At 56.8% G+C, this 22,236-nt stretch carries 23 protein-coding genes and 1 pseudogene; 13 read left to right on the forward strand and 11 right to left on the reverse strand.

Features of this window, described 5'->3' with window-relative positions; genetic code table 11:
* Both KHQ28_RS25060 and ptrB read left to right on the forward strand, forming a co-directional pair.
* On the forward strand, positions 1-455 hold a 455-nt coding region (locus KHQ28_RS25060; RefSeq protein ID WP_040149118.1), incomplete at its 5' end, for a tellurite resistance TerB family protein.
* Between the two features lie 120 nt (positions 456-575).
* Positions 576-2,636: an oligopeptidase B gene (ptrB, locus tag KHQ28_RS25065; RefSeq protein ID WP_004151449.1), complete on the forward strand. Its 2,061-nt coding sequence runs from the start codon at positions 576-578 to the stop codon at positions 2,634-2,636.
* A 3-nt stretch (positions 2,637-2,639) separates the two neighbouring features.
* Here the strand turns inward: ptrB and exoX are convergent, their stop codons facing one another.
* Both exoX and KHQ28_RS25075 read right to left on the reverse strand, forming a co-directional pair.
* Positions 2,640-3,299, reverse strand: coding sequence for an exodeoxyribonuclease X (gene exoX, locus KHQ28_RS25070; protein WP_002911407.1), 660 nt, complete (start codon positions 3,297-3,299; stop codon positions 2,640-2,642).
* Positions 3,300-3,377: 78 nt separating this feature from the next.
* Entirely contained in the window at positions 3,378-3,608 is a 231-nt protein-coding gene (locus tag KHQ28_RS25075; RefSeq protein ID WP_002911406.1) for a DNA polymerase III subunit theta, read from the reverse strand.
* Positions 3,609-3,720: 112 nt separating this feature from the next.
* On the opposite strand from KHQ28_RS25075, the gene yobA reads away from it, so the two are divergent.
* Genes yobA through KHQ28_RS25090 form a run of 3 tightly spaced genes read left to right on the forward strand, consistent with a single transcriptional unit; the run spans position 3,721 to position 5,323 of the window.
* Complete coding sequence (yobA, locus tag KHQ28_RS25080) at positions 3,721-4,095, forward strand: CopC domain-containing protein YobA (RefSeq protein WP_004151448.1); 375 nt, start codon at positions 3,721-3,723, stop codon at positions 4,093-4,095.
* Between the two features lie 3 nt (positions 4,096-4,098).
* On the forward strand, positions 4,099-4,968 hold the full coding sequence (copD, locus tag KHQ28_RS25085) for a copper homeostasis membrane protein CopD (protein ID WP_023282759.1): 870 nt from the start codon (positions 4,099-4,101) through the stop codon (positions 4,966-4,968).
* Positions 4,969-4,984: 16 nt separating this feature from the next.
* On the forward strand, positions 4,985-5,323 hold the full coding sequence (locus tag KHQ28_RS25090) for a YebY family protein (protein ID WP_002911404.1): 339 nt from the start codon (positions 4,985-4,987) through the stop codon (positions 5,321-5,323).
* Positions 5,324-5,958: 635 nt separating this feature from the next.
* Here KHQ28_RS25090 and KHQ28_RS25095 read toward each other — a convergent pair.
* Positions 5,959-6,102 carry an Ecr family regulatory small membrane protein gene (locus KHQ28_RS25095; RefSeq protein ID WP_002911398.1) on the reverse strand — a complete coding sequence of 48 codons (144 nt, stop codon included), beginning with the start codon at positions 6,100-6,102 and terminating at the stop codon, positions 5,959-5,961.
* Positions 6,103-6,206: 104 nt separating this feature from the next.
* A complete protein-coding gene (locus KHQ28_RS25100; protein WP_004151446.1) occupies positions 6,207-7,175 on the reverse strand; it encodes a VirK/YbjX family protein in 969 nt (322 codons plus the stop codon).
* A gap of 156 nt (positions 7,176-7,331) precedes the next feature.
* Here KHQ28_RS25100 and pphA point away from each other — a divergent pair, with 156 nt between their 5' ends.
* On the forward strand, positions 7,332-7,985 hold the full coding sequence (pphA, locus tag KHQ28_RS25105) for a protein-serine/threonine phosphatase (protein WP_032418800.1): 654 nt from the start codon (positions 7,332-7,334) through the stop codon (positions 7,983-7,985).
* Here the strand turns inward: pphA and KHQ28_RS25110 are convergent.
* The 5 genes from KHQ28_RS25110 to yebS form a co-directional block, all read right to left on the reverse strand.
* The gene (locus KHQ28_RS25110; RefSeq protein ID WP_002911395.1) at positions 7,982-8,173 is read right to left on the reverse strand and encodes a YebW family protein; all 192 of its coding nucleotides are present in this window, start codon (positions 8,171-8,173) and stop codon (positions 7,982-7,984) included. The genes pphA and KHQ28_RS25110 overlap by 4 nt on opposite strands.
* A 97-nt stretch (positions 8,174-8,270) precedes the next feature.
* Positions 8,271-8,510: a YebV family protein gene (locus KHQ28_RS25115; protein WP_002911393.1), complete on the reverse strand. Its 240-nt coding sequence runs from the start codon at positions 8,508-8,510 to the stop codon at positions 8,271-8,273.
* Between the two features lie 115 nt (positions 8,511-8,625).
* The gene (gene rsmF, locus KHQ28_RS25120) at positions 8,626-10,059 is read right to left on the reverse strand and encodes a 16S rRNA (cytosine(1407)-C(5))-methyltransferase RsmF (protein WP_004148845.1); all 1,434 of its coding nucleotides are present in this window, start codon (positions 10,057-10,059) and stop codon (positions 8,626-8,628) included.
* Between the two features lie 123 nt (positions 10,060-10,182).
* The gene (locus tag KHQ28_RS25125) at positions 10,183-12,816 is read right to left on the reverse strand and encodes a PqiB family protein (protein ID WP_002911388.1); all 2,634 of its coding nucleotides are present in this window, start codon (positions 12,814-12,816) and stop codon (positions 10,183-10,185) included.
* Positions 12,785-14,068: a membrane integrity lipid transport subunit YebS gene (yebS, locus tag KHQ28_RS25130; RefSeq protein WP_002911387.1), complete on the reverse strand. Its 1,284-nt coding sequence runs from the start codon at positions 14,066-14,068 to the stop codon at positions 12,785-12,787. Before yebS ends, KHQ28_RS25125 begins: the two co-directional genes overlap by 32 nt.
* 132 nt (positions 14,069-14,200) lie before the next feature.
* On the opposite strand from yebS, the pseudogene KHQ28_RS25135 reads away from it, so the two are divergent.
* The 4 genes and pseudogenes from KHQ28_RS25135 to htpX all read left to right on the forward strand — a co-directional run bounded on the left by KHQ28_RS25135 (position 14,201) and on the right by htpX (position 18,661).
* Positions 14,201-14,714 (forward strand): annotated as a pseudogene (locus KHQ28_RS25135) (GAF domain-containing protein).
* Between the two features lie 81 nt (positions 14,715-14,795).
* Positions 14,796-15,473 (forward strand): RNA chaperone ProQ, encoded by a 678-nt coding sequence (proQ, locus tag KHQ28_RS25140; protein WP_002911385.1) that lies wholly within the window; start codon positions 14,796-14,798, stop codon positions 15,471-15,473.
* A gap of 19 nt (positions 15,474-15,492) precedes the next feature.
* A complete protein-coding gene (gene prc / locus KHQ28_RS25145; RefSeq protein WP_032418801.1) occupies positions 15,493-17,541 on the forward strand; it encodes a carboxy terminal-processing peptidase in 2,049 nt (682 codons plus the stop codon).
* A 235-nt stretch (positions 17,542-17,776) separates the two neighbouring features.
* Entirely contained in the window at positions 17,777-18,661 is an 885-nt protein-coding gene (gene htpX / locus KHQ28_RS25150; RefSeq protein ID WP_002911381.1) for a protease HtpX, read from the forward strand.
* Between the two features lie 65 nt (positions 18,662-18,726).
* Here the strand turns inward: htpX and KHQ28_RS25155 are convergent, their stop codons facing one another.
* The gene (locus tag KHQ28_RS25155) at positions 18,727-20,097 is read right to left on the reverse strand and encodes an MFS transporter (RefSeq protein WP_002911379.1); all 1,371 of its coding nucleotides are present in this window, start codon (positions 20,095-20,097) and stop codon (positions 18,727-18,729) included.
* 177 nt (positions 20,098-20,274) lie between these two features.
* Between KHQ28_RS25155 and kdgR the strand changes: the two genes are divergently transcribed.
* Positions 20,275-21,066: a DNA-binding transcriptional regulator KdgR gene (gene kdgR, locus KHQ28_RS25160; protein WP_002911378.1), complete on the forward strand. Its 792-nt coding sequence runs from the start codon at positions 20,275-20,277 to the stop codon at positions 21,064-21,066.
* Between the two features lie 57 nt (positions 21,067-21,123).
* Here kdgR and KHQ28_RS25165 read toward each other — a convergent pair whose 3' ends face one another.
* Positions 21,124-21,363 (reverse strand): YobH family protein, encoded by a 240-nt coding sequence (locus KHQ28_RS25165; protein WP_004145533.1) that lies wholly within the window; start codon positions 21,361-21,363, stop codon positions 21,124-21,126.
* A gap of 159 nt (positions 21,364-21,522) precedes the next feature.
* On the opposite strand from KHQ28_RS25165, the gene mgrB reads away from it, so the two are divergent.
* Positions 21,523-21,666 carry a PhoP/PhoQ regulator MgrB gene (mgrB, locus tag KHQ28_RS25170; protein WP_002911375.1) on the forward strand — a complete coding sequence of 48 codons (144 nt, stop codon included), beginning with the start codon at positions 21,523-21,525 and terminating at the stop codon, positions 21,664-21,666.
* A gap of 74 nt (positions 21,667-21,740) precedes the next feature.
* Positions 21,741-22,031: a YebO family protein gene (locus KHQ28_RS25175; protein WP_002911374.1), complete on the forward strand. Its 291-nt coding sequence runs from the start codon at positions 21,741-21,743 to the stop codon at positions 22,029-22,031.
* Positions 22,032-22,236: the final 205 nt, after the last annotated feature.

Genomic DNA, 22,236 nt, shown 5'->3' on the forward strand with positions numbered 1-22,236 from the left:
CGGTGTTATGGAACAAGTATCAGCAGAAAATGCGCGCGCAGAATACGTCCGCCCAGGCGCCTGAGACGGCAGCGGCGCCGACGGATGTCGATCCGCGCAGCGTCCGGCTGATCACGGCCCTGGTATTTGCCGCGAAAAGCGACGGTCATATTGATGACCACGAGCGGGCGAATATTGAAACTCAGCTGCGGGCGGCCAATATTGACGTTCAGGCCCGGGTGCTAATTGACCAGGCGCTGGCCCAGCCGCTGGATCCGCAGCGTCTCGCCGAGGGCATCATCGACCCGCAGGAGGCGCTGGAGATCTACTACGTCAGCTGCGCGGTGATTGATATCGACCATTTTATGGAGCGTAGCTACCTTAATGCGCTGGGAGACGCCCTGGCGCTGCCGAAAGATGTCCGGGCCGATATAGAACAGGATATCCAGTCACAAAAACAAGCGCTAAGCGTCTAAATCATCACGTTTCGCTTGCATCGCTCGCGTCTTTTGCCACCCTTATAGACACGTCATCATTCAGGCGCCACCCTGCGGCCTGAATGCTCTTGTGTCACGATAAAGCAGCAGAAGAATAACATGCCACCTAAAGCTAAACGGATCCCTCACGCCATGACCTTGCATGGCGATACACGCATCGATAATTATTACTGGCTGCGCGACGATGAGCGCGCGCGACCTGACGTGCTGGAGTATCTGCACGCGGAGAACGCTTACGGCAAGCAAGTGATGGATTCGCAGCTCAGCCTGCAGGAGCGTCTGCTGAAGGAGATTATCGACCGCATTCCGCAGCGGGAAGTCTCTGCCCCCTACAGTAAAAACGGCTTTCGCTACCGTCAGGTGTATGAGCCGGGCTGCGAATACGCTATCTACCAGCGGCAGTCGGTGCTGAAAGAAGAGTGGGATGAGTGGGAGATCCTGCTCGATGCCAACCAGCGGGCGGCGAAGAGCGAGTTCTACACCCTGGGCGGACTGGGCATTGCGCCCAACAACCAGCTAATGGCGGTGGCGGAAGATTACCTTTCCCGCCGCCAGTACGGCCTGCGCTTTTGCGACCTCAGCAACGGCGAGTGGTACCCGGAAATCCTCGAAAATGTCACCTCCGGCTTTGCCTGGAGCAACGATTCACGCTTTGTTTGGTATGTGCGTAAACATCCCACCACGCTGCTCCCTTATCAGGTCTGGCGCCACACCGTCGGGACACCGGCGCAGAGCGACGCGCTGGTCTACGAGGAAAAAGATGAGACCTTCTACGTCAGCGTGCATAAAACCACCTCCCAGCAGTTCGTGGTAATTTATCTCTCCAGCGCCACCACCAGCGAAGTGCTGCTGCTCAACGCCGAACTGCCAGACGCCGAGCCGGTCTGCTTTCTGCCACGGCGTAAAGATCATGAATACAGTCTTGATCACTATCAGCACGCTTTCTATCTTCGTTCCAACCGGGAGGGGAAGAATTTCGGCCTCTACCGTACCGTACTGCGTGATGAAGAACAGTGGACCACGCTGATCCCGCCGCGTCACGACGTGATGCTCGAAGGATTTACCCTGTTTACCGACTGGCTGGTTGTGGAAGAGCGTCAGCGTGGCCTGACCAGTCTGCGGCAAATTAACCGCAAGACCCGGGAGGTGGTGGGGATCGCTTTTGACGATCCGGCCTATGTCACCTGGCTTGCCTATAATCCGGAGCCCGAAACGTCGCGACTGCGCTACGGCTATTCCTCCATGACTACGCCGGATACGCTGTTTGAACTGGATATGGATACCGGCGAACGAAGAGTGATCAAACAGCAGGAGGTAAAGGGGCTGGATACGAGCTGCTACCAGAGCGAACACCTGTGGGTGACCGCCCGCGATGGCGTCGAAGTCCCGGTCTCTCTGGTCTACCATCGCGAACATTTTCGCAAAGGGAGCAACCCGCTGCTGGTCTATGGCTATGGCTCATATGGCGAGAGTATCGATGCCGATTTCAGCGCCAGCCGGCTGAGCCTGCTCAACCGCGGCTTTGTCTACGCCATCGCCCACGTCCGCGGCGGCGGCGAGCTGGGTCAGCAATGGTATGAAGACGGTAAATTCCTGTGTAAGAAAAATACCTTCAACGACTATCTGGACGTCTGTGACGCGCTGCTTGCCCAGGGGTACGGCGATCCGCGGCTCTGCTACGGCATGGGGGGCAGCGCCGGCGGAATGCTGATGGGCGTGGCCGTGAATGAACGGCCAGAGCTGTTCCATGGCGTGATAGCCCAGGTGCCGTTCGTCGATGTGGTGACCACCATGCTGGATGAAACTATTCCGCTGACCACCGGTGAATTTGAAGAGTGGGGAAATCCGCAGGATGAAACCTATTATCACTATATGAAAAGCTACAGTCCCTATGACGGCGTGAGGGCGCAGGCGTATCCCCACATGCTGGTGACTACCGGTCTGCATGATTCCCAGGTGCAATACTGGGAGCCGGCTAAATGGGTGGCGAAACTGCGGGAACTGAAAACCGACGATAACCTGCTGCTGCTCTGCACCGATATGGATTCCGGACATGGCGGAAAATCCGGGCGCTTTAAAAGCTATGAAGGGGTGGCGCTGGAGTACGCCTTTTTCATCGCCCTGGCGCAGGGGACACTGCCGGGAAAAGCGGCAGTGTAGGCGCTATTCCCCGAGGTAATGCCTGAGCGTCAGGCGCAGTTCGGGGCTCATGCGGTCGAGATTGTTGAATAACCAGCGCAGATAGCCTGGATCGTTTTCAGCAATCTCGGCGACGGCCTTACCCCGGTATTTGCCGAAGGTAAAAGTAGTCAGCAGCGCCGGCCGACCGGTGATATCGGCCATTTCGTCAGGGGTCCAGCCGGAAACATTGATGATATCCAGCAGCAGCGCGGCGGTGATATAGCAGTCATACAGCGCCCGGTGGTGATGCAGTCCCGGCGGCGTAGTCACGTTCAGCTTACGTGACTTATATAACCCCATATTGCTGTATTTGATTCCCGGCCACAGGCGTCGGGCCAGCTTCATCGTACAGATCCACTCGCCGTGCATCTCCGGCAACACCCGGCGATCGAAGCTGGCGTTATGCGCGACGTACCACGGGCTGCCATGATAGTGAGGAATAATCTCCTCAATCCACGGCTTATCGGCGACCATCTCTTCCGTGATCCGGTGGATAGCCATCGCCTGCGGGCTGATGGGCCGATCGGGACGCACCAGATGGCTCATGGGATTGGTAATTTGCCCGTCGACTATATCGACCGAGGCGATTTCAACGATGCCCCCCTGCAGGCCGCAGGTTTCGGTATCAATGACGCGCAGCATGGCTCGCTCCAGAGCAAAACAATAAGCGTAATGGAATTGGCCGGGCTTGCCAACCGACGGGGAGGAGGCGAGCGCGCATTATTTCTGTTTCGGCTCCCACGGTAGTCGCGAAAGGGAGACGGAGGCCAGCCGATGGGCGATCAGTCGTTCACGGAACCAGTCGCGCAGATGTGCAGGCTGTTCACGCTCGACTAAATCAGCGACCACCGGCATATTGTACCGTTCCTTAAAAGCAACGCCGGCGGCGGCGAGATCGACATTGACTTTATCCATCTCATCTTGCGAAATTTTGGCCAGATTTCTTTCCATCATCCACTCCACTCTGCTTATAAATCCGGTCAGGGCCAGATGCCTGGCTCGACTCTGGCATTATACAGGGTTATTCTCTGTGCTACAGACATAACAAAAGGGAATGACGAATATGCGACTTCTTGCTGGACGCGCGTTGCGCCTCTCCGTTGCGCTTGCCGGGATGTTAACCGCGGCGGGCGCCTTCGCCCACGCTCACCTGCAGCAGCAGATCCCGACCGCCGGGGCGCAGCTTTCAGCTTCCCCACAGACGTTGACGCTCAGTTTTTCCGAAGGTATTGAACCCGCATTCAGCGGCGTGACCGTCACCGGTCCGCAGCAGCATGCGGTGGCTACCGGAAAACTGACCCGCAGCGCCGATAATCCCGCCGAGGTCACGTTACCTTTGGCGGAAGCCTTGCCGCCGGGAGAGTACACCGTGGCATGGCATGTGGTCTCGGTGGATGGTCATAAAACCAAAGGGCAATATACCTTTAGCGTGAAGTAAGCGATGCTGACCGGGCTCTATATTACCCTGCGCTTTGGGCACTTTATCTCCCTGATGCTGGCTTTTGGCTGCGTGCTGTATGGCGCCTGGTGGGCGCCGGTACCGCTGAGACGCGTGCTGATGCTGCGCTTTTATCCACTACTGCGCCCGCTGCTACTGATCGGCGCGATCTCTACGCTGGCGCTGTATCTCCTGCAGGGAGGAATAATGGGCGAGGGCTGGACGGATGTCTGGCGACCCGCCGTCTGGCAGGCGGTGGCCGGGACCCGCTTTGGTGGAGTGTGGATCTGGCAGATCCTACTGGCGTGGATCGCGCTTGCGGTAGTGTGGATCCGTCCCCGTCACGGCGCCCGCCAGCTGGTGGCCCTGCTGGCGGCCCAGCTGCTGCTTTCCGCCGGGGTAGGGCACGCCGCTATGCACGATGGTCTCACCGGCGTGCTGCAGCGGACAAACCACGCTGTGCATCTCTTCTGCGTCGCCAGCTGGTTCGGCGGTCTGTTGCCCTTTATCTATTGCCTGCGCCTGGCGCAGGGGCGCTGGCGGCCGGCCGCGGTCTATACCATGGCGCGCTTTTCACGTTACGGGCATCTGGCCGTCGCCGGCACGATTGCCAGCGGAGCGCTCAATGCGCTGTTGATACAGGGAGGATTGATTGGCGCATCGCCGTGGGGACGCATGTTGTTGATCAAATGTGCGCTGGTCGCCGGGATGGTGGTAATTGCGTTAGTGAACAGGTATGTTCTGGTACCGCGCATGTCGGCAAGCGGTTCGCGGGCGGAAAGCCTGATCCTGCGAACCACGCAGGCTGAAATAGGGCTGGGCGCGCTGGCGCTGCTGGCCGTCAGTCTGTTTGCCACCTGGGAACCTTATTGAATTAACTGGCAAAATCATGAAAAAAATTGTTCTGACCATGTTGTTACTGGCAAGCTCCGGGGCTGCTCTGGCAGCGCCACAAATTATCACCGTGAGCCGTTTTGAGGTGGGGAAGGAGAGCTGGGCGTTCAACCGGGAAGAGGTTATGTTGACCTGTCGACCGGGTAACGCGCTTTACGCCATCAACCCGAGCACGCTGGTTCAGTATCCGCTCAATGAGGTGGCTGAGCAGCAGGTCAAAGCCGGCAAAACCACCGCGCAGCCGATCTCAGTGATCCAGATCGACGATCCGCAGCATCCGGGACAAAAAATGAGCCTCGCGCCCTTTATCGAGCGAGCGCAGAAGCTCTGCTAAACTTTCTCGCTATCCTGCTGTAATAACATTAAAAAAACCGCCCTTGCCGGACAACGGCAGTGGCGGTTTTTTCGCTGGCAGAGGCCCCCTTTCCAGGAATTATGCAGCCACTTTGGCCGCGGACTGGAAAAGCTGACGCGTTAAACTATTCTTATAGTGCAAGGCGACTTAGCCTGCATTAATGCCAACTTTTAGCGCACGGCTCTCTCCCAAGAGCCATTTCCCTGGACCGAATACAGGAATCGTATTCGGTCTCTTTTTATCTTTATCTGTCTTCTTTCCCAAGAGCCAGCGACATCCTGTCAGTCAAACACCCGCTGGCCTCTGGATGTCCCGTTATAGCACACCGTTTTTAGCATACACAATTCATTTACACATAAATCGCATCCTGTGGAAGGGGAGGTGGCAACGGTGGAACCGTAAACGAGGGCGGAGAAAAGAAAAAACCTGCACCTAAACAGGCCCGGCGTGCAGGTTAACTGGCGGGCCAACATCGGAAGCCTGCTAGTATACATATTTGTATGATAAATAAAATAAGCAAAATCTAAACGATTTGGCAATTCATGCGATTACACCTCGCCGGCTGACGAGGTGGCATAAATAATAAGCACGAGCACTTTTGCGGGCGGAAAATATTATTGCGGAACGCTGAATGTAGGGTATATCTGACTTTCCAGATAGCAGAGCAATAGCCAAATTTCATCGCTGAAAATAAACCATATGCTCCCGAGCAGAATGACCGCCAGAATAATCAGCAGAAAAATTTCGGTTTTACTCATTATGCAAGCGACTATCCGGTGGCCTTCGGGGACCCTGATAGTAGCGAAATATTGACATAATAAGCAAACGCCATGTTGTAATTCGGCTTCACCGACAGCGCAATTTAGTCACCGGCATGCCGCTGCGTCAATATTGCCACCTGCTCCGTCAGCTGATCCAGCAGCTGGAATCGCCGCCGATATTCAGCCCGTTTTTTACTGGCGATACTCTCCAGCGATTTTCTTTCCAGACATAGCGGTAGCCGCCAGCGCCAGGGGCTTTCTGGCTGGCCGTCGATAGACTGCCAGAACTCGTCGTAGCTGGCGTGGAAATGGCGGCCTTTGCTCAGGCGATAGCGCAGGGCGCGGAACACGTGACCATTATCGCTGACGCCGTAAATAGCCGCGATTTGGCTGCGCGCGGCCAGCTGCCAGATAAACTCCAGCAGCAGGCGCTTCGGAAACAGGCCGTAGCAGGCGCGAGTCGCCTGCTTAATCACCTCATGAGAAACGTGACGTCGTGGCCCCTGCAGACCGCCGATAACCAGCTGCCAGGCATCGTGATCACGGGTTACGCTGAAGGTGGCGCTGGCCAGCAGGGTGTGGTCGCTGTCGCGCAGCCACAGAGTGGTTTCACCCTCACGTTCGGCTTTGCCTGCCGAGGAGGCATAAAGAGTAAACCGGCGGTCCTCTTTTCCGTTTAACGTCAGCAGCGGGACCTCAGACACCGCGGTCATAGCGTGCGCCAGCCGCGATCCGCGTAGGGTGTCGATATAGCGATAATGGTTGATTACCGCCACCGCCCGCTGCCAGGCGTTGAGATCGCGGGTCAGATATTGACGGTGTACTTTGCCCGGCAGCGTAGCCTGTGCGGCCAGCAGCTGATTAAAATCATCCCGAGCGCTGAGCGCTTCCAGCATCGCTCTGGTGGCGTTATAAAATAAGGCCGTGCGCAGCAAAAACTTAAAGCGGTAATTTTTTTGCCGCCAGATGGGGGCAGGTGTCAATCTGCCCATCACCAGATCGGCAATAAGATGCGAGCGCGGCGCTAGCACGCCGGATGAATGCAGGCTATTGTCTGTCACGATAAACACCTCGTTGTGATTTCCCCCTATTTTAAAGCGAGCCACTGACAAGCTTAATCCTCTGGCGGACTATATTTGCCGTCTGTTTAAAATTGATTGAGGTGTAAATTAAATTCCGTGGACCTTTGCTGGAATTACCTATAATTACCGCTGAGAGGTAATTATATGTATCAACGTATTAACGGCAGCGACTGGCGTAATATCTGGCTGATGGGCGATCTGCATGGCTGCTTTGCGCTGCTGATGAATCGCCTGCGTCAGTTGCGTTTTGATCCCTGGGCCGATCTGCTGATCTCGGTGGGCGATCTGATCGATCGCGGGCCGCAGAGCGCCGATTGTCTTGGCCTGTTGCCCTGTCGCTGGTTCAGGGCCGTTCGGGGGAATCATGAGCAGATGGCGCTGGAGGCGCTGGAGAGCGGAGATATGCGGCTCTGGCAGATGAACGGTGGCGACTGGTACGTCAAGGGCGATGCGCGGCAGCGGGCCGACGTCGATCGGCTGCTGGCGCACTGTCGGCGGCTACCGTTGATTATTGAAGTGGAATGCGGGAAAGCGCGGCATGTGATCGCCCACGCCGATTACCCGGCGCCGGTCTATCGCTGGCAGCAGCCGGTGGATCCCCAACGGGTACTATGGAGCCGCCATCGTCTGAGTGAACACCTGGCGGGGCGCCATGGCGCTATTGCCGGCGCGGACCATTTCTGGTTTGGCCATACGCCGCTTCAGGCGCGTTATGACCACGATAATCAACACTATATTGATACGGGCGCTGTGTTTGGTGGGACGCTGACGCTGGTGGCGCTGCAGTCGGCAGGCTAAAAGTCGCTGTATTCGCTGGCGGGTTGCCAGAAGCCATCAATAAAATCTTCTATCGGGTAGCAGCCACCGTGGCGGATCCGCTGATCCTCCATCGCCACTAAGCACTGCGTTTCCTCGCGGTAGACGTCAACCACAATGTCCTCGCAGCCGCCATCCAGATAGCAAATAAACAACACTAAGGCAAACATCCTGGCCTCATGCTCGGGTTCACATACTATTTAGTGTAGGGGATGACGGCGGGACGGGGAAATAAATAACCCGTCTCAGGCGACGGGTTCATTGGTGTCAGGCAAGGCGCATGACCCAGGCATCGGACTGGCGGTCGTAATGTTTACGGTAGAGAACGGAATGTTCGCCATTGAGAATCGCGGGCACGCTGGTGTCGGCATCCCAGGCGTCAAGCTGCATACATAAGTCTGGATCGGATTTGCAGGGTATGCTTAACGTTCGCTCACCCTGATGCTCACCGTGCAGTTCGGCATCGTCTATTTCGAACGCGCCGATGCGGACATTGGTTTTACTCATCGTTTCACCCCATTTTTCAGCTGAGTTGTGGTACGACCAGTTATGGCCGTTATTTTTCAGCGTAGTCAATGGGGCGAAAAGCGCCAGTCAAAAAGTGCGCATTTTTTGCGCGGCCTCACACCTTGCCGGCAAAAAGTTTTCCATCGCGCACCAGTTCGCGCGGATAGCTGTTCTTCAGTCGGGAGCCGACGCGCTTCGCCAGGCCCAGCGGGACGCCCTGGAAGGTCACAATGGTTTCATCCTGCCCAGGCGCGGTTTGCGGATAGACGTCGCGCCCGCGATACCATTCCTCCGCTTCCTCCTGCGACAGCTCGAAGGCCCGCTGCGGCGCGGCAAAGGCGATAACCGCCTCATGCTGCCAGCGGTACCCCTTATTGTGCAGCTCCGCCAGGCGCACGCCGATGCGAGAAAAGCGCACCTTGCCGAACAGGGGCTCCAAAGCCAGCGGAAACAGCCACAGCTCTTTATCCCGCTGCCACAGCGTATGGCCTGCGTCCCACTCCAGGCCAACAGCCCTGGCGGCGGCAGTTACCGCGGCGGCCTCCCGGTCCTTCAGCGGCGTAAACGGGAATTTACCGACCTTATAGCCTGGCGCCGGGAGCGGATCGATCGCCGCAGTTTTGCGCAACCTTGCGACAAAGAAGCCTTCGCAATCGTAAATTTGCGGAAAAACGTGCAGAAAACCTTCCGCGGTTAAGGCGTCGGCTGCGCCGGGAAACAACTCTCCCAGCGGCAGGATCTCCACCGCCTGCGGATAGCGGGACAGCAGCCACTCAATGACCGATTGATTTTCTTCACGATTCAGGGTGCAGGTGGAATACACCAGCGTCCCGCCAGGGCGCAGAGCATGGAAGGCGCTGTCGATAAGCTCGCGCTGAGTGGCGGCGATGTCGAGGTTGCTCTCCGGCGACCAGTTTTTCAGCGCGTCGGCGTCTTTACGTACAACCCCTTCGCCGGAGCAGGGGGCGTCAAGCAGGATGGCATCGAAGGTTTCGGGCAAGGCCGCGCCAAAAACCCGGCCGTCGAAGTGGGTCAGAGCGACGTTGCTGATGCCGCAGCGGCTGATGTTGGCATGCAGCACCTTCACCCGGCTGGCGGAGAATTCATTGGCGAGAATGCCGCCCGCGTTGCCCATTCGGGCTGCAATTTGGGTGGTTTTCGATCCCGGGGCGGCGGCAACGTCCATCACCCGTTCGGGCTGCCGGTTATCGGCGAACAGGGCGGCGACCGGCAGCATCGAACTGGCTTCCTGAATATAGAACAGCCCGCTGAGATGTTCGGCGGTACTGCCCAGCGGCAGCGCGTCGTCATCCTCTCGCTCGATCCAGAATCCCTCTGCGCACCAGGGCACCGGCGCGAGCTGCCAGCCGTAGGGGGCAACCAGAGAGAGGAAATCATCGACGCTAATCTTCAGCGTATTGACGCGAATACTGCGGCGTAGCGGGCGCTGACAGGCGGCGATAAAGTCGTCGAAAGAGAGATGCGCTGGCATCGCCGCGCGCATTTGAGCGAGAAACGCTTCAGGGAAATAGACAGTATTTTCAGCCACGGGCAGCGCACCACAGAAAAAAAGGGTGCGCAGTTTAGCACAAACGCCCCGGCGCGTGACACCGGGGCGTGCGGTTTATCCTCTCCCCGCGCCCGGCGTTGCCCGGGGCGGGAGAAGGGGGCATTACTGCGGCAGAGCGGTGCCCCACTCCCGCCACTCTTTCGGCTCGCTCTCCTGCAGCAGGAAGTGCTTGCCATCCTGGGCCTTCGGCGCCAGCGGCGTGCCCGGCGGCGTGGCAAAGGCGATCCCGCCGCGGATAAACTGATTGAAGGTACCGGTTTTCACCACCCCGCCAATCAGGCCGAAGTCGAGGCTGTAACCCGAGGCCAGCCAGAACACCGAGTTATTACGTACCAGGTACTGGTAGCGCTTACTGATGCGCAGCTTAACCATCACCCGGTCAGACATCGACCCCAGCGACAGTCCGGTAACCGTCCCGACTTCCAGTCCGCGGAACAGGACCGGCGTACCGATGCCAAGCGACCCCGCCTCCGGCGCTTCCACCACGATGTTCAGGCCGTCGATATAACGCGAATCGCTGATCGTCGTATCCTGGATCTCAAAATCGCGTCGTGCCGGGCCGCGGCCGGGCTCAACGTTGATGTAGGCCTGGAACAGGGTGTCGAGATGTTCCACGCCCGCGGCGGAGATTTGCGGAGTGATCACCGAGAAGCGGGTCCCGGCGCGGGCGAAGGTGCCGACGTATTCCGGATAGAGCACCGCTTTCGCCTGCACTTCGTTTTTGGCGGTGATTAGCTCCAGCGACTGGATTTGACCGATGTCGATGCCGAGATAACGAATCGGCATCCCGGCCGCCATCTTCCCGGCGTCGTACGCGTGCAGGGTGATTTGGCCGCCCACGGCGCGCGCCGCCGTTTCAGATGCATAAAGGATACGTTTGTTATTCAGCCGTGCTCCGGCGCTGCTGCCATTGAGGTTATCGAAACTGATCGCCCCTTTGATCGCGCGCGCCAGCGGCGAGGCCTGCACGGTGAGTCCGTTACCGTCAAGCTTGACCTTCGCACCGCCTTCCGCCCAGAAGACGCTGTTGTTGGTCAGCAGGTAGCGGTACTCCGGCTTGATATGCAGATCGATATCGAATGCATCCTTGCGCGGTTTGACGGCGATGATCTCGCCGACGGCGAATTTACGATACAGCACCACCGAGCCGGCCTGAACGTCAGGCAGCGTCTCAGCAGACAGGCTCAGGGTAGTGGTCGGCACTTCGCTCAGGCTATTTTCCTGCGCCTTTTCAAGGTTAGCGTACAGCGGATAGCTGCTTTGCATTTTGCCTTTTTCGCCGGGGATCACCCTGATCCCGCCGTTCACCCATTCGCTGGCGCTGGCGCCCAGCACCTGCACGCCGTCGAGCCCCACTTTGACGTCCAGACGACTGTTAACCACAAATTTGCTGTCGCCGTGAATTAGATCGCGGTATTCAGGGTCAATGGCAACCTGAAAGGTTACCCCTTTGGCCGTCAGTTTACGCTCCAGCACCTGGCCGACTTTTACTCCGTGCAGCACCAGCGGCTGACCGCCGTCGATGCCGTAGCTCTCCGGCGCCGAGAGAGTAACGGTGGCGACGTTGGGCTCATCCAGCAGCGCTTTATCCGCCGGCATTACCGAGAAGTGATTGCGTGGCTCGCCTTCGCCGGGCACCAGCTCAAAGGTATTGCCGGTGAGCAGGGTGCTAATGCTGGGGTTATCGAGGGAGAGCTTCGGCTTCTTCATCTGAATCAGCGTTTTCTCACGCAGCAGCGTCACCACGCTCGGGTCGACGGTCATCTCGCCAGTAACTTTGCCGCCGGGGTTTAGATTCAGTTTGCTTAACTGGCCCACCTCCAGCCCCTGATACATGAGCGGCGTCGAGCCCGCTTTCAGTCCATCGCCATCAGGCAGATCGAGGGTCACTACCACGCCGCGCTGGCTATGCGCCAGATCTTCATACAGGTGATATTCATCGTTTTGCGAGGCGACATGCGAATCGGCGGGGGAGTCGAAGGCGATGGCGCCGTTCACCAGCGCGGACAGGTTCTCCAGTTGCACTTTGGCCCCGCTCAGGCCGACGTCGGCCTTGACGCCTGAGACGTTCCAGAAGCGGCTGCCTTTTTTCACCAGATTGGTAAACCGGCGCTCAATTAGCACATCGATGGTCACCCCCTGATTATTGGCATTCAGGGAATAGTCATACACCCGCCCGACCGGGATTTTTCGGAAGTAGACCAGCGAGCCGCTGTTCAGAGAGCCAAGATCCGGCGCCTGCAGGTGGATCATTAGCTCGCCGTTGTTGATGCGGTATTTAGGTTGGGTGTCGAGGGCGACAAAGTGATCTTCGGGTTCACCCTTGCCCGGCATCATGCCGATGTAGTTCCCGCCCACCAGCGCATCGAGGCCCGATACGCCGGCCAGAGAGGCTTTCGGCGTGACCAGCCAGAACTGGGTCTCTTTGCGCAGCGCATCTTTCATATCGCGTTTGATGCTGGCCGAAACCTCAATCTTACTCAGATCTTTACTGAGGCTAATATCCTGGACGGTGCCGACTTCAACCCCCTGATAGCGGATCGGCGTCCGTCCCGGCACGATGCCGTTCGCGGACTGGAAATCAATCGTAATCGTCGATCCGCGATCGTCAAAGCTGGTCCAGATTAGCCAGGCGGCAATCAGCAACGCGATGACCGGCAGCAGCCAGAATGGCGAAATACGGCGTTTGGTTTTTATTCTGGCTTCAGTCTGCGAAGCGGGCGTTTCCTGACTCATGTGCGTCCCAAAGTAAGCGGCTGTCCAGCCATTCAACTGCAAGAATAGTTAAAATTACCGCGCCGCCAAAGTAAACCGCAGCCGGCCCCATGGTGAAGGCGAGGAGCTGATCGCGATTTATTAGCGACATGGTGAGTGAGATAACAAACAGATCCAGCATCGACCAACGGCCAATCCAGGTGATTAGCCGCAGCAGCAGGATGCGGGTGCGCAATCCCTGCTCGCACTTGAATTGTATGCTGAGCAGCAGGGTAAATAACACTATAACTTTGGTGAATGGCACCAAAATACTGGCGATAAACACGACCCCGGCAATGGCGATATTGCTGCTGGCCAGGGAGATGATCCCCGAGAGGATCGTGTCGTCCTGGCGCGCGCCGTTGACGTAGATGATGGAGATTGGCAACAGGTTGGCCGGAAAGAGGAAAACCAGCGAGGCAATCAGCGCCGCCCAGCTGCGCTGCAGGCTCTGCGGTCGGCGATGATGCAGCGGCGTGTGGCAGCGTCGGCAGCGGCCGCGCGCGTCGCGATAGCCGGTGTAATGACAGCCGGTGCACACCTGCAGATTATTATCGGCGCGGGTCGCCGGACGCTCGGGATAGAAACGCTCCCATAGCTCTTCGACGTTCATATGAATAAGCGTCAGGATGCTCAACAACGTCAGGGAGATAAACGCCACCAGACCGATGCCCGGCTGCAGGAAGGCGTAATCCTGCACCTTGATGGAGGCGACGCCGATGCCCACCAGATAGATATCCAGCATCACCCACTCTTTAAGCTTGCCGAGCATCAGCAGCACCGGCCGCAGGTTCATCCCCAGCACATTGCCCAGCCAGAGATAGCTGATGGAGACCACCAGCAGCACCGGGGCGACCACCGCGCAAAACAGTACCATGGCGGCGGTAATCGGATCGCCCTGCGCGGTCATCTGCCAGATCCCCTGCAGGACGTTGGCGTCGATGCGTACGCCCAACAGATGCAGGCGCAGCAAAGGCTCAGACCAGGCGAAAGGCATGAGCAATAGCATCGCGAGGGCCATGCTGCCCAGGCGGGTCAGCGACCAGTCGCGGCCATCGCGCACCTTCGCGTTACAGCGCGGACACCAGGCGCTTTGGTTGCGCTTGAGCACCGGTAAGCGGAAGAGCATGTCACACTGCGTACAGCGCTGATAATGCGCATAGGGAAGCGGCGTGCTGACAGTATGCACGACCATCTTTTTCGCAGGTTTGAGGGTGGGTGTTTTTATCGGCATTTATTACGTACAGGAATGAATGTATCTCACTATCTTAACCTATGAATGAATTCATCTTGAGCCCAAGCGCATTTAATGCTTATTTTAGTAGGCTGTACGTATCAGGCAGTAAGACAACAAAGTGAAGATATAATGAGCAAAACAGAATTTTACGCGGATCTGAACCGCGATTTCCAGGCATTAATGGCAGGTGAAACCAGTTTTCTGGCGATGATCGCCAATACCAGCGCGCTGCTGTTCGAGCGGCTGAGCGAGGTCAACTGGGCCGGTTTCTACCTTCTGGAAGGCGATACCCTGGTGTTGGGACCGTTCCAGGGCAAACTGGCCTGCGTGCGGATCCCGGTCGGGCGAGGCGTATGCGGCGCGGCGGTGGCGCAGGCTCAGGTCCAGCGCGTCGAGGACGTCCACGCCTTTGACGGCCACATTGCCTGCGATGCCGCCAGTAATTCGGAAATTGTCTTCCCTCTGCGCGTGAATGGCCAGATTATCGGCGTGCTGGATATCGATAGTCCGGCTTACGGGCGCTTCACCGCTGAAGATGAGCAGGGGTTGCGCACGCTGGTCGAGCATCTGGAAAAACTCATTGCGGCCACGGATTATCAAAAAATCTTTACCCGTGTCGTGGGATAATCAACGGATAACGTAGCATTTAGCGAGGACGTCATTATAATGTCGCCTGTTCATGCCTGCGGCTTGTTGGCTACGTCCGTTGTAATCAGGAAATTTCATGGAAAATCAACCTAAGTTGAATAGCAGTAAAGAAGTTATCGCCTTTCTGGCCGAACGTTTCCCGCAGTGCTTTAGCGCTGAAGGTGAAGCGCGCCCCCTGAAAATCGGAATTTTTCAGGATCTCGTTGAGCGAGTGGGTGGTGAGATGAATCTCAGCAAGACCCAGCTTCGCGCTGCATTACGTCTCTACACGTCCAGCTGGCGTTATCTGTACGGCGTAAAAGCCGGCGCTATTCGCGTTGACCTGGATGGCAATCCGTGCGGCGAACTGGAAGAGCAGCACATTGCCCATGCGCGTCAGCAGCTGGAAGAAGCGAAAGCTCGCGTTCAGGCGCAGCGCGCAGCCCAGCAGGCGAAAAAACGCGAAGCCGCTGCGGCCGCAGGCCAGCAGGATGAAGGCGTTCGCCGTGAGCGTAAACCGCGTCCTCAGCAGCCGCGTCGTAAAGAAGGCGCTGAACAGCGTAAACCGCGTCCTGTTGCGGCCAAAGCCCCGCGTGAAGAGCGTCTTACTCCGGTATCGGATGTTTCCGTTCTGACCGTCGGCCAGGCGCTGAAGGTAAAAGCAGGCAATAACGCCATGGACGCCACCGTTCTGGAAATCACCAAAGATGGCGTTCGTGTACAGCTGACTTCTGGTATGTCAATGATTGTACGCGCAGAACACCTGGTGTTCTGAAACGGAGGCCGGGCCAGGCATGAACACATTTTTTAAAATCACCGCGCTTGCGGGCCTGCTGGCAATAGCAGGCCATGCATTCGCTGTTGATGACATAACCCGCGCAGATCAAATCCCCGTGCTGAAAGAAGAGCCGCAGCACGCGACGGTAAGCGAGCGCGTGACGTCGCGCTTTACCCGCTCTCATTACCGTCAGTTTGATCTCGACAACGCCTTCTCGGCAAAGATTTTTGACCGTTACCTGAACCTGCTGGACTACAGCCACAATGTGCTGCTGGCCAGCGATGTGGCGAAGTTTGCGGCTAAAAAAGACCAAATTGGCGATGAGCTGCGCAGCGGGAAACTGGACGTCTTTTACGACCTCTACAACCTGGGGCAGCAGCGCCGCTTCGAGCGCTATCAGTATGCGCTGAAGGTGCTTGAACGTCCGATGGACTTTACCGGCAATGATAATTTCAACCTTGACCGCTCCAAAGCGCCGTGGCCAAAAGACGAGGCCGAGCTGAACAAGCTGTGGGACGCTAAGGTTAAGTTTGACCAGTTAAGCCTGAAGCTGGCGGGTAAAGACGATAAAGAGATCCGTGACACCTTAACCCGTCGCTATAAGTTTGCTATCCGTCGCCTGGCGCAAACCAACAGCGAAGATGTCTTCTCGCTGGCGATGACCGCCTTCGCTCGCGAAATCGATCCGCACACAAATTATCTGTCGCCGCGTAATACCGAGCAGTTCAACACCGAAATGAGCCTCTCACTCGAGGGGATCGGCGCCGTGCTGCAGATGGATGATGACTATACCGTCATTAATTCGCTGGTGGCGGGCGGTCCAGCCGCGAAAAGCAAAGCGATCAGCGTCGGCGATCGCATCGTTGGCGTTGGCCAGACCGGGAAGTCGATGGTTGATGTCATCGGCTGGCGTCTGGATGACGTCGTGGCGCTGATTAAAGGGCCGAAGGGCAGCAAGGTTCGTCTTGAAATCCTGCCGGCCGGTAAAGGAGCCAAGACGCGTATTGTAACGCTGACCCGCGAGCGCATTCGTCTGGAAGACCGTGCGGTGAAGATGTCGGTGAAAACCGTCGGGAAAGAAAAAGTCGGCGTGCTGGATATTCCAGGCTTTTACGTTGGCCTGACCGATGACGTGAAAGTGCAGCTGCAGAAGCTGGAAAAACAGAACGTCAGCAGCATCATCATTGACCTGCGCAGCAACGGCGGCGGAGCGCTGACAGAGGCGGTATCGCTCTCGGGTCTGTTTATTCCGTCCGGTCCGGTGGTGCAGGTGCGGGATAATAATGGCAAAGTGCGCGAAGACAGCGACAACGATGGCGTGGTTTATTACAAAGGGCCGCTGGTGGTGCTGGTTGACCGCTTTAGCGCCTCGGCGTCTGAGATCTTCGCCGCAGCGATGCAGGACTATGGCCGCGCGCTGATCGTTGGCGAACCGACCTTCGGTAAAGGGACGGTACAGCAGTATCGCTCGTTGAATCGTATTTACGATCAAATGCTGCGTCCGGAGTGGCCGGCGTTGGGTTCCGTCCAGTACACCATCCAGAAGTTCTATCGTATTAACGGCGGCAGTACGCAGCGCAAAGGCGTGACGCCGGATATCATGATGCCAACCGGCAATGAAGATCGCGAAACCGGCGAGCAGTATGAAGACAACGCGCTGCCGTGGGATAGCATCAACGCGGCCACCTATGTGAAGTCCGGGGATCTGACCCCGTTTGGACCGGAGCTGCTCAAGCGCCACGACGAGCGTATTGCGCAGGATCCTGAATTCCAGTACATCATGAAGGATATTGCCCGTTATAACGCGATGAAGGACAAACGTAACATCGTCTCTCTGAACTACACCCAGCGTGAGAAAGAGAACGAAGAAGATGATGCGATTCGTCTGGCGCGGATTAACGATCGCCTGAAACGCGAAGGCAAGCCGCCGCTGAAAAAACTGGACGATCTGCCGAAGGATTACCAGGAGCCGGATCCGTATCTTGATGAAACGGTCCATATCGCGGTAGACCTGGCGCATCTGGAAAAAGCGCGCCCGGCGGTGGAACCGCCGGCCAGCAAATAAGTTGCTAACGGGCACCCTGAGAGGTGCCCGTTTTTTTTGTGCGCATTGTCATCGCCATTCAGCTCATCTAACAAAATGTCAACCTGTGCTGCCGCTGTCAGCAAGATGCTACAAAATGTAAAGTTGTGTTTTTATCGTGACTTAGCGGGGGCTGATGGTTGAAAATTGCAGCCTGACCCATACGATGTGGGTAATCGCATAGTGCGTTTTGTTAAATTGAGGTAAAAAGAAAATTATGATGCGAATCGCGCTTTTCCTGCTGACGAACCTGGCAGTGATGGTCGTGTTCGGGCTGGTGTTAAGCCTCACGGGGATCCAATCCAGCAGCATGACCGGTCTTCTGATTATGGCCCTGCTGTTCGGCTTCGGTGGTTCTATCGTTTCGCTGATGATGTCGAAGTGGATGGCGCTGAAGTCAGTGGGTGGGGAAGTGATCGAGCAGCCGCGCAACGAAACGGAACGCTGGCTGATGAATACCGTTGCGCAGCAGGCGCAGCAGGTAGGTATTGCCATGCCGCAGGTAGCTATCTATCACGCGCCTGACATTAACGCCTTCGCCACCGGCGCGCGTCGTGACGCCTCGCTGGTCGCCGTCAGCACCGGGCTGTTGCAAAACATGAGCCGTGATGAAGCGGAAGCGGTCATTGCCCATGAAATCAGCCACATCGCCAATGGCGATATGGTTACCATGACCCTGATCCAGGGGGTGGTGAACACCTTCGTTATCTTTATCTCCCGCGTTATCGCGCAGATTGCGGCCGGTTTCCTCGGCGGCAACCGGGAAGATGAAGGGGAGAGCAGCAATGGCAACCCGCTGATCTACTTCGCGGTCGCCACGGTGCTTGAGCTGGTGTTCGGTATTCTGGCCAGCATAATCACCATGTGGTTCTCGCGTTACCGTGAGTTCCATGCTGACGCCGGCTCGGCGCGTCTGGTAGGCCGCGAGAAGATGATTGCAGCCCTGCAGCGTCTGAAAACCAGCTATGAGCCGCAGGAAGCCAGCAGCATGATGGCGTTCTGCATTAACGGTAAAGCGAAATCCATGAGCGAACTGTTTATGACTCACCCGCCGCTGGATAAGCGTATTGAAGCCCTGCGTAGCGGTGAATATCTGAAATAATCTATCTTCTGACGCTGAAAACGACAATCCGCAGCCCGCAAGCTGCGGATTTTTTTTACCGTCCGTCAGGCTGCGCGCGGCTGAGTGACCCGCAGACCGCTAATTAGCGCGGCGACGATAGCCAGGGTGCCGGCCAGCAGCAGGGCGGTGTGGGTGCCGTTGTTACCGAGCAAATTGAATAGCAGCGCCACCAGCGCCGCGCCGGTGCTCTGTCCGAGCAGGCGAGCGGTGCCCAGCATGCCGCTGGCGCCGCCGCTACGATGGCTCGGAGCCGAGGCGACGATGGTATGGTTGTTCGGCGACTGAAACAGCCCGAAGCCGGCGCCGCACAGCGCCATGCGCCAGATGATATCCAGATCGGAGGGCGACGAGGGCAGCAGCGCCAGGCCGAACAGGCCGCAGGCCATAATCAGCAGGCCGATAGCCCCCAGCAGCCCGGCATGACATTTCTCGATCAAATAGCCGGCCAGCGGCGCCATCACCATGGTCGCTAACGGCCACGGCGTTAGCAGCAGACCAGTCTCCACTTCGCTGCGCCCCATCATCGACTGCAGAAAAAAGGGCAGGGAGACCATCGCCAGCATCTGCGCGCAGAAGGAGCAGATGGAAGTGCAGATAGAGAGAGAGAAGAGTGGGATACGCAGCAGGTCGACCGGCAGCAGGGGGACGGGCATCGTGAGCTGGCGGCGAACGAAGAAGAACCCCACCACCAGCATAGCGGCGACCTCCGCCAGCACCAGCTGAGTGGACTGCCCCTGGGCGAAACCGCTCAGGGCGGTGATCAGCAGCCCGAAGGTAAGGGCGTTCATAATGGCGCTCGGCAGATCGAAGCGGATGATTTTGCTGCGCGCGCTGTTGGGCGGCAGAAAGCGCATGGCCAGAACAAAGGCGACGATGCCGAGAGGCACGTTAATTAAAAACAGCCATTGCCATGAGGCGAGGGAGAGGATCGCTGCGGCGATAGTCGGGCCTGCCGCCGAAGAGACGGCAACGACAAAAGAGTTAATGCCCATGCCGCGACCAAGAAAGCGCTGCGGATAAATCAGACGGATCAGCGCGGTGTTGACGCTCATCAGCGCGGCGCCGCCCAATCCCTGCGCGACGCGGGCGAAGGTTAGCATTTCGAGGCTACGCGACAGCGCGCAGGCCAGCGAGGTAAAGATAAACACCACCAGGCCTATCTTATAGATACGCCGATAGCCGACCATGTCGCCGAGGAAGGAGAGCGGCAGCAGGGCGATGACAATGGCGATTTGGTAGGCGTTAACGATCCAGATTGAAGCCGCCGGTGAGGCGTTGAGATCGCTGGCGATAGTCGGCAGCGCGACGTTGGCGATAGCCCCGTCGAGCACGGCCATGGTCAGCCCAAGCACGATGGTCAGAATGGCGCCATAGCGTTGCGGCAACGGCACGCCATCAGAAGAATTTTTATCCATGGTGAATATGAGTCTTAAATGAAACGGTTTTTTGAATGATGAGTTTAGCATTGATTAATTCGCAGTATGTCGCAGATTTGTAACGAAGTGGCAGAAGAATGATTGCGGCTCAGAGGCGGCGAATTTATAATAAAAACCGGTTCTAATTTTTATAAAACAGTTACGACGAGGTGATAAATGGCAGGTGCAGATTTGGATAAACAGCCAGATTCTGTCTCTTCGGTATTGAAGGTTTTCGGCATCCTACAGGCGCTGGGTGAAGAGCGTGAAATTGGCATTACCGAACTGTCCCAGCGCGTCATGATGTCGAAAAGCACCGTTTATCGCTTTTTACAGACCATGAAATCACTGGGCTATGTGGCACAGGAAGGAGAGTCTGAGAAATACTCTCTCACCCTCAAGCTGTTCGAACTGGGCGCGCGCGCGCTGCAGAACGTCGACCTGGTGCGCAGCGCCGATATACAGATGCGCGAACTTTCGCGACTGACGAAAGAGACCATCCATCTTGGGGCGCTGGATGAAGACAGTATCGTCTACATCCATAAAATTGACTCGATGTATAACCTGCGGATGTACTCGCGTATTGGCCGCCGCAACCCGCTGTACAGTACCGCGATTGGCAAGGTGCTGCTGGCATGGCGCGATCGCAGCGAAGTGGAGCAGATCCTCGACGGCGTGGAGTATAAGCGCAGCACCGAGCGGACCATTACCAGCACCGAGGAGTTGCTGAAAGTGCTGGATGGCGTTCGCGAGCAGGGCTATGGCGAGGATAATGAGGAACAGGAAGAGGGGCTGCGCTGCATTGGCGTGCCGGTGTTTGACCGTTTCGGCGTGGTCATTGCCGGGCTGAGCATCTCATTCCCAACGCTACGTTTCTCTGAAGAACGCTTGCATGAATACGTGGCGATGCTCCACCAGGCGGCGCGTAAGATTTCTGAACAAATGGGATACAACGACTATCCGTTCTGAGGCGGCGGATAACGGGGTTGGCGACCGCGGCGCTACGTCGCGATCGCCGGTTCGATGTTAGCCGTTATCAACCACGGTTGTGCTTTTACGCAGCAGAGGGCAACTGCTGACGCCGATCACTCCGCTGTCGGAATGAACATAAAGTGCGGTGCTGACTCCGCGGGCGGTGAGGTATTGGCACTTAAGACCCAGACCGCCGACGTTTTCCTCACTGTGGAATAACACCCCATAACCGCTCAATAATACGCCAATCCATAAGATAGCCACCAAGATAATAGTACGAATGATTAATCGCATTGATGCCTCATTATTTGTATGATCCCTGGCGTGATTTTGACACGAACACGTTTTGAAACAAGTCGATGATTCCTAAACTTACCTTTCGTAATACAGTTAGCCGCGGTTTAAGAAGGCCGTGCTATCCTGGCGACATTGCGTACTGATGCGGAGAGTGGAGTGAAAAAATTACGGTGGGTTTTACTGATAGTCATCATAGCAGGCTGCCTGTTGCTGTGGACTCAGATGCTTAACGTAATGTGCGACCAGGATGTTCAGTTTTTCAGCGGCATTTGCACTATTAATAAATTTATTCCGTGGTAAGACATTTTTCTGCCGACTGATTTCCTTCTGCGCCGCGGGTGGTAGAATGAACGCCTTCTCTTTGAGGTGGTGAAATGAGTGAGTTACTAAATCCTGGGATTTTAAATCTGGCATCGCTGGCTGTGTCCGTGGCGCTGCTGCTTGTCGGTCTGTTGTTATGGTTCTTCGTCAACCGCGCCAGTTCGCGAGCGAATGAGCAGATAGAACTGCTGCAAGCGCTGCTGGATCAGCAAAAGCGGCAGAATGCGCTGTTACGTCGCCTGTGCGAAGCTAATGCGCCAGAGAAAGAGGATGTGGCTGAGCCGACCGTCGCCGGCAAGGCGAAAGGGGAGGATGAGTTTATCCGCCTGGTAGCTGAACGTTAAGGTGCCCGACAGGTGTGCATCATAAGATGCGCACCTGCATGATAGCGGGCGGTAATATCTTATTCTTATTCCATTATTCCTTTCTTAGTGCAATATCCTCTTTATTACACGCTGTAAATAAAGTCATTCTCGCCGCGTTTATTGTTGGGTAACGTGACACTGTCATCTTTTTTTCATTATTATGGAAAAACGGCTGCGCTGGTAC

The sequence above is a fragment of the Klebsiella sp. 28 genome (assembly GCF_018223905.1).
In the GTDB taxonomy this organism is placed as follows: Bacteria; Pseudomonadota; Gammaproteobacteria; order Enterobacterales; family Enterobacteriaceae; genus Klebsiella; species Klebsiella pneumoniae.